Origin of the sequence: Maribacter zhoushanensis (genome assembly GCF_029350975.1) — a bacterium.
Classification (GTDB): domain Bacteria; phylum Bacteroidota; class Bacteroidia; order Flavobacteriales; family Flavobacteriaceae; genus Maribacter; species Maribacter zhoushanensis.
Genome location: NZ_JARKMR010000008.1, coordinates 123989 through 136850, shown reverse-complemented (window position 1 = coordinate 136850; position 12862 = coordinate 123989). Strand labels below are relative to the sequence as shown.

Annotated in this window: 8 protein-coding genes; 5 read left to right on the top strand and 3 right to left on the bottom strand. The window is 35.4% G+C overall.

Annotation, left to right across the window (positions count from 1 at the left end; genetic code table 11):
* Nucleotides 1-392: 392 nt before the first annotated feature.
* The 3 genes from PXD56_RS17605 to PXD56_RS17595 all read right to left on the bottom strand — a co-directional run bounded on the left by PXD56_RS17605 (nt 393) and on the right by PXD56_RS17595 (nt 7837).
* Complete coding sequence (locus PXD56_RS17605; protein ID WP_276494638.1) at nt 393-1859, bottom strand: glutamate synthase subunit beta; 1467 nt, start codon at nt 1857-1859, stop codon at nt 393-395.
* A gap of 9 nt (nt 1860-1868) precedes the next feature.
* The gene (gltB, locus tag PXD56_RS17600; RefSeq protein ID WP_276494637.1) at nt 1869-6377 is read right to left on the bottom strand and encodes a glutamate synthase large subunit; all 4509 of its coding nucleotides are present in this window, start codon (nt 6375-6377) and stop codon (nt 1869-1871) included.
* 320 nt (nt 6378-6697) lie between these two features.
* A complete protein-coding gene (locus PXD56_RS17595; RefSeq protein WP_276494636.1) occupies nt 6698-7837 on the bottom strand; it encodes an acyl-CoA dehydrogenase in 1140 nt (379 codons plus the stop codon).
* A 337-nt stretch (nt 7838-8174) separates the two neighbouring features.
* On the opposite strand from PXD56_RS17595, the gene nhaD reads away from it, so the two are divergent.
* Genes nhaD through PXD56_RS17570 form a run of 5 tightly spaced genes read left to right on the top strand, consistent with a single transcriptional unit; the run spans nt 8175 to nt 12830 of the window.
* Nucleotides 8175-9545, top strand: a complete 1371-nt coding sequence (gene nhaD / locus PXD56_RS17590; protein WP_276494635.1) for a sodium:proton antiporter NhaD — start codon at nt 8175-8177, stop codon at nt 9543-9545.
* Nucleotides 9546-9597: 52 nt separating this feature from the next.
* Nucleotides 9598-10287, top strand: coding sequence for a MotA/TolQ/ExbB proton channel family protein (locus tag PXD56_RS17585; protein ID WP_276473434.1), 690 nt, complete (start codon nt 9598-9600; stop codon nt 10285-10287).
* Nucleotides 10288-10296: 9 nt separating this feature from the next.
* The gene (locus tag PXD56_RS17580) at nt 10297-10683 is read left to right on the top strand and encodes an ExbD/TolR family protein (protein ID WP_276473435.1); all 387 of its coding nucleotides are present in this window, start codon (nt 10297-10299) and stop codon (nt 10681-10683) included.
* Complete coding sequence (locus tag PXD56_RS17575; RefSeq protein WP_276494634.1) at nt 10684-11622, top strand: energy transducer TonB; 939 nt, start codon at nt 10684-10686, stop codon at nt 11620-11622.
* Nucleotides 11619-12830 (top strand): bifunctional folylpolyglutamate synthase/dihydrofolate synthase, encoded by a 1212-nt coding sequence (locus PXD56_RS17570; RefSeq protein WP_276494633.1) that lies wholly within the window; start codon nt 11619-11621, stop codon nt 12828-12830. Before PXD56_RS17575 ends, PXD56_RS17570 begins: the two co-directional genes overlap by 4 nt.
* Nucleotides 12831-12862: the final 32 nt, after the last annotated feature.

Sequence of the window (12862 nt, the reverse complement as noted above, 5' to 3'; positions counted from 1 at the left end):
TGCTATACCAAGTGGGAGAGTAGGTAGCCGCCTTTTTCGAAAGCCCTTTACAGTAATGTAAGGGGCTTTTTTTATACCATGAAATCTTAGTCCTAAAATGATAGGGATTTCTTTAAACCCTTTCCTGAGATCAAAAGGCGTTACCTTTACTACTACTACTACTACTACTACTACTGATATTATAAACTTACAAGTTTAACTGATTGTAATAGGGTTAGTTTAAACTAACATATATAGTGTTGAAATATCGCTGATCATTTATAATTACTGTAATCGGATTATGTAAGTGAGCTATGATTGTGTTTTGAAGCTATAATAAGTATGATTCTTTTACATAAAAAAAACGCCACCTAAAAGCTTAGATGGCGTTTTTAATATTATAATATGTATTGCTATACTCTTGGCAAATCACCTTCTCCTTTAAGTGGTAACGCGGTCTCACCCATTAAGTATTTATCTACATGGTGAGCTGCTTGTCTACCTTCAGAGATTGCCCAAACAATTAAAGATTGACCTCTTCTTTGGTCGCCTGCGGCAAATACACCTTTAACATTAGTTTTATAGTCGTTGTCAGATGCTTTAATATTAGTTCTTGCGTCCATTTCTAAACCTAGCTGACTAGCAACTGTATTTTCAGATCCGGTAAAGCCTAAAGCTAACAATGCTAATTCACATTTCCATTCTTTTTCAGTACCGGGAACTTCTTTAAGTTGCGGTCGTTGTCCTGGAGTTTTAATCCATTCTACTTCTGAAGTTACTAAACCTTTTAAGTTTCCGTCTTCATCACCTAAGAACTTCTTCGTTGATATACTAAAGAAACGTTCAGCACCTTCTTTATGAGATGAGCTAGTTCTCAATCTCATTGGCCAAAACGGCCAAGGCTGACCTTCTGGTCTTTCTGTGGTTGCCATAGGCATAATTTCGAAATTAGATACAGAAGTTGCTCCATGGCGAAAAGATGTACCAATGCAGTCTGACCCAGTATCACCACCACCAATGACGACAACATCTTTACCTGTTGCTTTAATTTCTTCTCCAAGATCTTTAATACCGTCTACACGTCTATTATTTTGACCTAAAAAATCCATTGCTTGAACAACACCTTTTAAATTAGATCCTTCAATGGGTAAGTTTCGTCTAATAGTTGCACCGCCGGTCAATACAATTGCATCGTAGTCTTCTTTAAGAGTGTCGGCTTTAATATCGATACCAATATGTATTCCGCATTTAAAAGTGATACCTTCTTCTTTTAATACTTCCAAGCGTCTATCAATAACGTTTTTCTCCATTTTAAAATCTGGAATTCCATAGCGTAATAATCCACCAGGTTTTTCATCTCTTTCAAAAACGGTAACATCATGACCAGCTCTATTCAATTGCTGAGCTGTGGCTAGACCCGCAGGACCTGAACCTACAACTGCAACTTTCTTTCCAGTTTTGTTTAAAGGTGGTTTTGCAGTAATCCATCCTTTCTTAAAAGCAGTTTCAACTATATTTTTCTCAATATTTTCTATAGTAACAGGGTCTTCATTTATACCTAAAACACATGCTTCTTCACACGGTGCAGGACATAATCTTCCTGTAAATTCAGGAAAGTTGTTTGTGGAATGTAAAATTTCACTTGCTTTTTCCCATTTGCCACGGTAAACCGCATCGTTGAAATCAGGAATTAAATTTCCTAAAGGACAGCCGCTATGGCAAAAAGGTATACCACAGTCCATGCAACGAGCACCTTGTTCTTTCAATTCCTTTTCAGGTAAGGGTACTGTAAATTCCTTATAATCTTTTAAACGTTCCTCGACCGGTTCGTATGCTTCAATTTTTCTATCGAATTCCAAAAATCCTGTTATCTTTCCCATATTCCGATCTTAAATAGTTTGTAAATTTTCTTCCTCTAGTCTGATTAAAGCTTGTCTGTATTCTTCAGGTAAAACCTTAACGAATTTAGGTAGATAAGATTCCCAATTTTCTAAAATACGTTGTGCTAATGGACTTGATGTAGAGTTATAGTGACTCTCGATTAAATCTTTTAATTGTTTAATATCATTATTCTCTGTTACCTCTAAAAGGTTAAGACCTTCTGTGCTACATCTCTTTTTAAAAGTTTTGTTGCTATCTAGTACAAATGCAATTCCGCCACTCATACCTGCTCCAAAATTTCTGCCAACCTCTCCAAGAATTACAGCAACACCACCTGTCATATACTCACAACCGTGGTCTCCAATACCTTCAACTACAGCTTTAGCACCTGAGTTACGAACACAAAAACGTTCACCTGCTTTTCCGTTGATATATGCTCTACCTGCAGTAGCTCCATATAATGTTACGTTTCCGGTAATTACATTATCTTCAGGTACAATAGTAGATTTCTCTGGTACCTTGATAACCAATTTAGCGCCCGAAAGCCCTTTTCCTAAATAATCATTAGTATTTCCATTGACAATCATTGTAAGTCCTCTTGTTGCAAATGCTCCAAAGCTTTGTCCTGCAGAACCTGTAAAATTCAATCTTAGTGTATTGATTGGTAATCCTTCTGCACCGTAAGTTTTAGAAATCTCATTACTGATAATTGCACCAACTGCACGATCTGTGTTACAAATAGGATAATCTAAAGTTAATTTCTCTTTTCTAAATAAAGAAGGATTAGCTTTTGCTATAATATCAAATTCTATTGATTTGTCTATATCGTGTTTTTGCTTTTCTGTATTGTAGAATTTAGTTCCTTTAGGTACATCTACTTGATGTAGAATAGGAGTTAAATCTATACCGGCAGCTTTATAATGGTCAATAGCTTTCTTACGGTCTAGTTTTTGAACCTGACCTACCATTTCATTGATAGTTTTAAAGCCTAGTTGCGCCATAATTTCACGTAACTCTTGTGCTACAAAATACATGTAGTTCACTACATGTTCAGGTTTACCCTTAAATTTCTTTCTTAATTCAGGGTTTTGAGTAGCTATACCTACTGGGCAGGTATTTAAATGGCATACACGCATCATGATACAGCCAGAAGCTACTAATGGGGCAGTTGCAAAACCAAATTCTTCTGCACCTAATAGACAAGCAACGGCAACATCTCTACCGGTTTTCAATTGACCATCGCACTCAAGAACTATTCTGTTTCTTAAATCATTTAAAACAAGTGTTTGTTGAGCCTCTGCAATACCAAGTTCCCAAGGTAAACCGCAATGTTTTAGTGATGTTAAAGGAGAAGCGCCTGTACCACCATCAAAACCAGAAACCAAAACAACATCGGCTTTTGCTTTTGCAACACCAGCCGCAACAGTACCTACACCAACTTCAGAAACTAATTTCACATTAACTCTTGCTTTTCTATTGGCAGATTTTAAATCATATATAAGTTGAGATAAATCTTCAATAGAATAAATATCGTGATGCGGTGGTGGAGAAATTAAACCCACATACGGAGTAGAATTTCTAGTTTTTGCAATTTCAGGATTTACTTTTGGACCTGGTAATTGACCTCCTTCACCAGGCTTGGCACCTTGTGCCATTTTAATCTGAATTTCTTTTGCATTGGTCAGGTAGTTAGATGTTACACCGAATCTACCAGAAGCAACTTGTTTTATTGCACTGTTTCTCCAGTCACCAGTAGAATTTTTATAAAATCTATTTTGATCTTCTCCGCCTTCACCAGAGTTACTTTTTCCGCCAATACGGTTCATGGCAATCGCTAAATTCTCATGAGCTTCTTTACTAATTGATCCGTAAGACATTGCACCGGTTTTAAACCTTTTTACAATTTCTGTCCAAGGTTCTACATCTTCTAAAGGAATAGGGTCATAATTAGAGAATTCAAAAAGACCTCTAATAGTCATAAGGTTTTTTGATTGCTCATTAACCATGTTTGAATACTCCTTATATGTATCTGGCTCGTTATTACGAACTGATTTTTGAAGTTTTGCAATAGATAATGGGTTAAACATATGTTTTTCACCATCTCTTCTCCATCTATATTCACCGCCAATTTCTAAATCTAAATTAGCATCAATATGTTGTTTGCTAAAAGTCTTGTGGTGGCGTAAGGCAATTTCTTTTTCAATTTGATAAAGACCAATACCTTGAATTCGAGTAGGGGTATTAGGGAAGTATTTCTCAACTACCTTGGTGTTAATACCTATACATTCAAAAAGTTGAGAACCACGGTAAGAGTTCAATGTTGAAATACCGATTTTATTCATCACTTTTAAGATACCTTTTCCAACCGCTTTATTGTAATTTTTAATTGCATCGTCAAAAGATATTTCTGTAATATCATGCTCTTCTATTTGCTCGGCAATGATTTCGTTAACCAAATATGGGTTAATAGCACTTGCTCCAAATCCAAATAATAAAGCAAAATGATGTACCTCACGTGGTTCTGCAGATTCTATAATGACACTTAGTTTAGAACGTTTGCCAAGTTTCTGCAATCCGCTGTTTACAAATGAACATGCTAGCAATGCAGGTATAGGAGCCATATCTTTTGTAACATTTCTGTCTGAAAGAATAATAATATTTGCACCTTCATCTACTGCTTTGGAAGCTTGATTTAATACAGATTGTAAAGCGTCTTCAAGACCATTGTGCCCTTGTTTAATAGAATACAACATGGAAATTGAAACTACCTTGTAGTCTGGGCTTACATCGTAATTTTTTATTTTATCTAAATCCTCTTTAGAAATTACAGGGTTTTGAATTTTTAGTTTTCTGCAATGTAATTCTGAAAACTCAAATATATTATGATCGCTACCTAGGGTTAAACTGATATCTGTAATCAATTCTTCACGAATACCATCTAAAGGAGGGTTCGTTACCTGAGCGAACAATTGCTTAAAATAATTGTAAATTAATTGCGGTCGTTGAGATAGTACGGCAATAGGCGTATCGGAACCCATTGAACCAATTGGTTCCTTACCAGCTTTTGCCATTGGAAGCACAATTGTATTAATATCTTCAATTGTATAACCAAATACAGATTTTCTATTCTCTAATGTTTCCTCTCCTAAAAATAAAGGGCAATCATTATATGGAATATCCTTTAAGTGTACTAAGTTGTCATTTAACCATTTCTTGTAAGGAAATTTTTGAGCAATGTTTTCTTTAATTTCTTCATCGTTAACAATTCTACCTTCTTCCATATTCACCAAGAACATTTTTCCTGGCTGTAATCTTCCGTGAAATTCTACATTGTCTGGGGCAATATCAACAACACCTGTTTCAGAAGACATAACTACGTAGTCATCTTTTGTAACCGTGTATCTTGATGGTCTTAGACCGTTTCTATCTAATACCGCACCTATAAAGTTTCCGTCGGTAAAAGGAATAGAAGCTGGTCCGTCCCAAGGCTCCATCATACAAGAGTGATATTCATAAAATGATCTTTTAGCTTCAGACATTTCGGTATTTTTCTCCCATGCCTCAGGCACTAAGATCATCATTACCTCTGGTAAAGATCTACCGGTCATCAATAGTAACTCAACGACCATATCCATTGTGGCAGAATCAGACTTTCCAGGTAATATAATAGGAAGAACGTTCTTTATTTCATCTCCGAACATATCGCTCTTCAATAATTCTTCTCTAGAGAACATACGGGTAACATTACCTCTTAAGGTGTTTATTTCACCATTGTGACACATATATCTAAATGGTTGCGCCAAATCCCAAGTAGGGAAAGTATTTGTAGAGAAACGTTGGTGTACCAAAGCCAATCTAGTTACTACTCTAGAATCCATTAGGTCTGAATAGTATAGGCTAATATCTAAAGGCATTAGTAGTCCTTTAAATATAATTATCTTGGTAGATAAGCTTGGTACATAAAAGAACTTGCTTTCAGATAATTTAGATTTTATAATGGTATGTTCAGTTACTTTTCTTGCAATAAAAAGTTTTAAGTTAAAATCAAAGTAGTCTTGATCTTCACTTTCTTTAGCCACAAATATTTGTTTAACAAAAGGTTCGGTTTCAGCGGCAATTCTACCAGGTATAGATCTGTTTACCGGTACATCTCTCCATCCTAATAATTGTAAACCTTGTTTTTTGATATTTTCTTCAAAAACCGAAATACAGAAATCTCTTTGGTTTTCTTTTCTAGGGAAAAATATATTACCAACTGCATAATCACCTGCTTTAGGTAGGTCAAAATTACAAACAGCCTGAAAAAAATCATGCGGTATATCTATTAATATACCTGCTCCATCTCCTGTTTTACCATCGGCACTTACTGCCCCTCTATGCTCTAAACGTTCAAGTATCTCTAACGCTTTATGAATAATGTCGTTAGATTTCTTTCCTTTAAGACTGCATATAAAACCAGCCCCACAGTTATCATGTTCAAATTCCGGTAAATATAATCCTTGCTTCTTCAGTTTCATCCTTTGTGGTATTTCTTCAAAAATATCAATTTAATTGAATTATATTCAATGATTGAAACAAATTCAAGTAAAAAATTCAACGAAATAAATAAAAGCTTAAAAAATCTATAATTATGGATTTTTAAAACCTTCAATTTATCAGATTGATAAATTTAAGTTAATATTATTGAAAAGTATGGATGAAGTAGGGGGTAAAATGTAGTTTTTGCAACTTTCTAACAATAAAGGCTAACTTTATTGAGAGGTTAACAAAGTAAGATGTTGTTATAATAAAATTCACCCCTATGAAAAGTAGGGGTGAATCATAAATTGTCTAATAATTACTTTAAAATACTTCTTGAAATAACGATTTTTTGTATTTCAGAAGTGCCTTCGTATATCTGTGTTATTTTGGCATCTCTCATTAATCGTTCTACATGATAATCTTTAACGAATCCGTTTCCTCCATGAATTTGTACGGCTTCAACCGTAGTTTCCATTGCTACTTTTGAAGCGTATAGTTTGGCCATTGCTCCAGAAAGATCATAATCTCTATCATTGTCTTTGTCTAATGCGGATTGATAAACCAGTAATCTTGCCGCTTGTATTTCGGTATGCATATCGGCTAGTTTGAATGCAATAGCTTGGTGATTGCTTATTTCTGTGCCAAAAGCCTTGCGTTCCTTTGAATATTTTAAAGCTAATTCATATGCGCCGGCAGCAATACCTAGTGCTTGAGCTGCAATACCAATACGACCACCTGCTAAAGTTTTCATGGCGAATTTAAAACCAAAGCCATCTTCACCGATTCTATTTTCTTTAGGGACTTTTACATCATTAAATATTAATGAATGAGTATCACTACCTCTAATACCTAATTTGTTTTCCTTAGGTCCTATTTCAAATCCAGGAGTGCCTTTTTCAATGATCAAGGCATTTATACCTCTATGCTTTTTGTCTTTGTCTGTTTGAGCAATTACAATATATGTACTTGCGGTACCACCATTGGTAATCCAATTTTTGGTTCCATTTACAATATAGTGATCGCCCATATCTACGGCGGTTGTTTTTTGAGAAGTGGCATCGCTACCCGCTTCTGGTTCGGAAAGGCAGAATGCACCTATTTGCTCTCCTGTAGAAAGCTTGGTAAGGTATTTCTCTTTTTGTTCTTCAGAACCGAATTTTTCTAATCCCCAGCATACCAAAGAATTGTTTACAGACATTACTACTGAAGTTGATGCATCAATTTTAGAAATCTCTTCCATGGCAATTACATATGAAAGGGTGTCTAGTCCACTTCCGCCATATTTTGGGTCTACCATCATTCCTAAAAAACCGAGTTCTCCTAGTTTTTTAATTTCTTCTGTGGGAAATCTTTGGGCATCGTCACGTTCAATTACTTCTGCTAATAGTTCTGTTTGAGCAAAATCACGTGCAGCTTCTTGTATAAGTTTTTGTTCTTCATTTAATGAAAAATCCATCTAATATTATATAAAGGTTAACTTCTCAAAGATAAAGATATAGTAGTTAAATATATTACTTATGAACCTCCTTTTGAGCAATTTTGTAACAATAGAGCATAGGAGGTATAGTGCCACTTCATTTTTAACATTTTCTTAAGCGTTAAAATCTGGTCACTTAAAACCTGTTAAATTTATAATAGGGTCGATTTAAGTATTTGGATGTCAGATAACTTCGGTATTATTGTCAATTCATTAGGAATTCACAGACAATTTTAAATATATTTGGAAGATTTATTTTTTAGAATTAGAACCTATATTTACAACTAATAACTAGTTACTCAAAAAACCAAAGAATATGGAAACCATCATTGTTATTGTTTTTTTGGCGGGATATCTTGCCATTACCTTAGAACACAATCTTAAAATAGATAAATTAATACCGGCCTTAGCTATGATGGCTATACTTTGGGCGCTTATAGCTCTGGGTATAGATGGTTACGAAAACTGGTTTGATTCTGCTCAGCAAAGTCTTGTAGAAGGTTTTAGTAAATGGGGGCATTTAGATAGGATGCATATGATGGAGGAATCTCTATTGCATCATTTAGGTAAAACGGCAGAGATTCTTTTCTTTCTTTTGGGGGCAATGACTATTGTTGAAATTATTGATTATTTCGATGGTTTTGCTACTATAAAAGGATTTATTAAGACAAAGCAAAAAGGGAAATTACTTTGGTTGTTTTCAATATTAGCATTCGTTTTATCTGCTATCATAGATAACCTAACGGCTACAATTGTTTTGATTACTATTCTTCAGAAAGTTATTAAGGATAGAGAAACAAAATTATGGTTTGCTGGTATGATTGTAATAACGGCAAATGCAGGTGGTGCTTGGTCTCCTATTGGAGATGTAACTACTACCATGTTGTGGATAGCTAACAGAGTAAGTGCTGGTCAGCTAGTGCTTCATGTACTATTGCCTTCATTGGTTTGTATGATTGTGCCTGTAGTCATTGCAAGTAGGTTTAAAGTTTTTAAAGGTTTAATTGATGGTGAATTAGAAGGTGAAAATTCAAAGTCAAAGTATAGTGGGGTAATGTTGTATTTAGGTCTAGGTGCTATTTTGTTTGTACCTATTTTTAAGACAGTAACGCATTTGCCACCTTATGTAGGTATGATGTTGTCATTGGCTGTAGTAGCAACATTTGCTGAAATATATAGTAATAAGAAGTTTAGTATTTCTTCTGTAGATCAAGAAGGTCAAGATAGTGAGGGGCACCATAGTCCTGTTCATCATTCATTATCTAAAATTGAATTGCCAAGTATTCTATTTTTCTTAGGTATTTTATTGGCGGTAGCTGCAATGGAATCGTTAGGAATTCTATTTAATGCTGCAGGAGCACTTAATGAGGCGATACCGAATACGGATATTGTTGTAATGTTATTTGGTTTAGGGTCAGCAGTAATTGATAACGTACCATTGGTAGCGGCAAGTATGGGAATGTTTAGTGAGCCTTTAGATAATCCGCTTTGGCACTTTATCGCTTACTCTGCAGGTACAGGTGGTAGTATGTTGATTATTGGTTCTGCTGCAGGTGTTGTTGCAATGGGTATGGAGAAAATTGATTTTTTCTGGTATCTTAAAAAAATTGCATGGTTGGCATTCGTAGGTTTTGTTAGTGGAGCAATCGTTTTTATCCTATTAAGAGATTTTGTGCTTCACGGATAATTTAATTCGCAAATCATCGTTATAAAGGCAAATTCAATACTTAAAGAATATTATGTTATTATTCCAGGATTTGGCTCAAGATGCGAGCGAAGAATTATTGTCTGAAGAGAAAACTCTTTCGGTAATAGATTTAATATTTAATGGTGGCACAGGTAGTGTAATCATTATCTCTGTTTTGTTTATCATGTTAGGCGTAGCCTTATATATCTATTTTGAGCGTTTGCTTGCGGTAAATGCGGCATCTAAAATAGATAAGAATTTCATGAATCAGATTCGTGATTACGTTACTACTGGTAAGTTAGATGCAGCAAAGATACTTTGTGCCCAAACAGACTCGCCGGTAGCAAGGTTAACGGAGAAAGGTGTTTCTCGTATTGGGAAACCTTTAGATGATATAAATACTGCAATAGAAAATGCAGGTACGCTTGAAGTATATAAGCTTGAAAAGAATGTAAGTATTTTGGCGACGGTAGCCGGTGCTGCTCCAATGATTGGTTTCTTAGGGACTGTTATTGGTATGATACTTGCATTTCATGAGATGGCCAGTAGTGGTGGTCAAGCAGAAATGGGTTCATTGGCGTCTGGTATTTATACCGCTATGACTACAACGGTTGCGGGTCTTATTGTAGGTATTATTGCTTACGTAGGTTATAATCATTTAGTGAACAGAACTGATAAAGTAGTTCATAAAATGGAAGCCAACGCTGTAGAATTCTTAGATCTATTAAACGAACCTCTTTAATTTTATACTATGAAATTAAAAGGAAGGAATAAAGTCAGTCCAGACTTTAGCATGTCTTCAATGACAGATATTGTATTCTTGTTGTTGGTGTTTTTTATGCTTACCGCAAATTCTCCTAACGCCTTGGATCTGTTACTTCCAAAAGCAAAAGGGAAATCTACTAATACGCAAAACGTATCTGTAAGTATAGATAAGAACCTACAATACTTTGTAAATGATGAACGTATTAACGGCGAGTATGTAGAGATTGAATTGAAGAAAGCATTAGCAGGTCAAGATAGTCCTACAATTATACTTAGGGCAGAAGAAAGTGTAGCGATTAAAGAAGCAGTGAATGTTATGGATATCGCGAACAGAAATAATTATAAGGTTATTTTGGCGGTACGCCCAAACTAAATGGCATTTTTAGATACAAAACATAAAAAGAAATCATTGACACTTACCACATTGTTGTTAAGTGCGCTTTTGTTGGTTTTATTTTATATTGGTCTAAACTACATGGACCCGCCAGAGGAAAATGGAATCTCGGTTAATTTTGGAACCATGAATTTTGGTAGCGGTAAAGTACAGCCAAAAGAAAAGATTCAATCAGAACCTTTAGACACTCCCCCTGTTGAGCCAACAGAGCAAGAAGTTGCAGAAGCAATTGAAGAGCCTGTAGAAGAAGTGGAGGAGGCTGTAGCCGAGAAAGAGGCACCGGCCGAAAAAGTATTAACTCAAGACAATGACGAGTCTGTAAAGATTAATCAAGCTAAAGAGGCAAAACGAAAAGCAGATGAAGCTGCTGCTGATGCAAAGAGAAAGGCCGAGGCTGCAGAAAATAAGAAAAAGGCAGAAGCTGCAAGAATAGCCAAACAAAAGAAAGATGCCGCAGACAAGGCGCGCCAGGAGCAAGAAGCTAAAAAGAAAGCTTTAGATGCTATGATGGGCGGTCTTAACAAATCTGACGGAACAGCATCCGGTAGTGAAGGCGATGATAATAGAGCAGGAGATAAAGGTCAGCCAGATGGAGATCCATATGCTACAAGTTATTACGGTAGTCCTGGTAGTGGAAACGGAACAGGTGGTTACGGACTTAACGGTAGGTCTTTAGTGAATAAAGGTAAGGTGCAACAAGAATGTAACGAGTCTGGTAGGGTGGTAGTTAAAATTATTGTAGACCGAAACGGTAAAGTAATCAGTGCTGAACCAGGTGTTAGGGGTACGACCAACAATAATCCATGTTTACTTGAACCAGCAAAGAAAACTGCATTTATGCACAAGTGGAATTTAGATGGTGACGCACCAAGCAAACAAGTCGGTTTCGTAGTTGTAAATTTCAAGCTAGGAGAGTGACCTATAAAGAAACATTAGATTGGATGTTTGCACAGCTTCCAATGTATCAAAATAAAGGTAAAAGTGCCTTTAATTCAAAACTTGATGGTATTACATCGTTCGCCGAACATTTAGGCGCCCCTCAAACTAAATTTAAGAGCATACACGTAGCTGGTACCAATGGAAAAGGTTCTAGTAGTCATTTGTTGGCTTCAGTTCTTCAAGAGGCAGGTTACAAAGTGGGTTTGTATACTTCACCACATTTAAAGGATTTCAGAGAGCGTATACGTATTAATGGAAAAAAAATAGCAAAGAATCAGGTAGTTGATTTTATTGCTGATAATAAACCATTTTTTACTGCTAATAAACTTTCTTTTTTTGAGATGACAGTTGGTATGGCATTTTCATATTTTGCGGCTCAAGAGATAGATATAGCCATTATTGAAGTAGGTTTAGGTGGTCGTTTAGATTCTACCAATATTATTATTCCAGAGGTTAGTCTGATAACCAATATTGGTTTAGATCATACTGATATGCTGGGTGATACACTTGCTAAGATTGCAGAAGAGAAAGCGGGAATTATAAAACCTAACGTGCCGGTGGTAATTAGCGAGTTTAATGAAGAAACGGCTCTGGTATTTAAAACTGTGGCACAAGAGAACAACTCTGAAATAAAATTTGCTGAAGATTCTAAGTATTTAGATTATGAGATAGGTTTGCTAGGGTCTTATCAAAAGAAAAATATAAAAGGTGTTCTGGCTACTTTAAGTACATTAACCGGTTTTAAAGTGACGGAAAATAATATAGTTAAAGGTCTAAAGCATATAGTTGAGAATACGCAATTAATGGGGCGTTGGCAGCAAATAGGTTTAGATCCTACAATAATTTGTGATACTGCACACAATAAAGAAGGGATATCACTGGTGTTAGATCAAGTGAAAAAGCAGAAATATAAAGTTTTACATATAGTAGTAGGATTTGTAAAAGGTAAGGATATCAGTGAAATTTCATCTCTTTTTCCAAAAGATGCAACTTATTATTATTGTAAACCAAAAAATTTTAGAGGACTTGATGAAAAAGATTTAGAAAGAGTTTTTTCTGAAAGAGGTTTAAAGGGTAGTGTTTATAATTCTGTAAATAAGGCACTTATGGCGGCGAAAAAACGCGCTAAAAAAAATGATTTTATTTATGTTGGTGGCAGTAATTTTGTTGTAGCAGAAGTTCTTTAAATTTTTATTGATTTTTCTTTTGTGGAATGTAA

Excerpts from the sequence above, each read along its gene's own strand:
- PXD56_RS17605 (WP_276494638.1), bottom strand. The coding sequence starts at position 1,859 with ATGGGAAAGATAACAGGATTTTTGGAATTCGATAGAAAAATTGAAGCA.
- gltB (WP_276494637.1), bottom strand. The coding sequence starts at position 6,377 with ATGAAACTGAAGAAGCAAGGATTATATTTACCGGAATTTGAACATGAT.
- PXD56_RS17595 (WP_276494636.1), bottom strand. The coding sequence starts at position 7,837 with ATGGATTTTTCATTAAATGAAGAACAAAAACTTATACAAGAAGCTGCA.
- nhaD (WP_276494635.1), top strand. The coding sequence starts at position 8,175 with ATGGAAACCATCATTGTTATTGTTTTTTTGGCGGGATATCTTGCCATT.
- PXD56_RS17585 (WP_276473434.1), top strand. The coding sequence starts at position 9,598 with ATGTTATTATTCCAGGATTTGGCTCAAGATGCGAGCGAAGAATTATTG.
- PXD56_RS17580 (WP_276473435.1), top strand. The coding sequence starts at position 10,297 with ATGAAATTAAAAGGAAGGAATAAAGTCAGTCCAGACTTTAGCATGTCT.
- PXD56_RS17575 (WP_276494634.1), top strand. The coding sequence starts at position 10,684 with ATGGCATTTTTAGATACAAAACATAAAAAGAAATCATTGACACTTACC.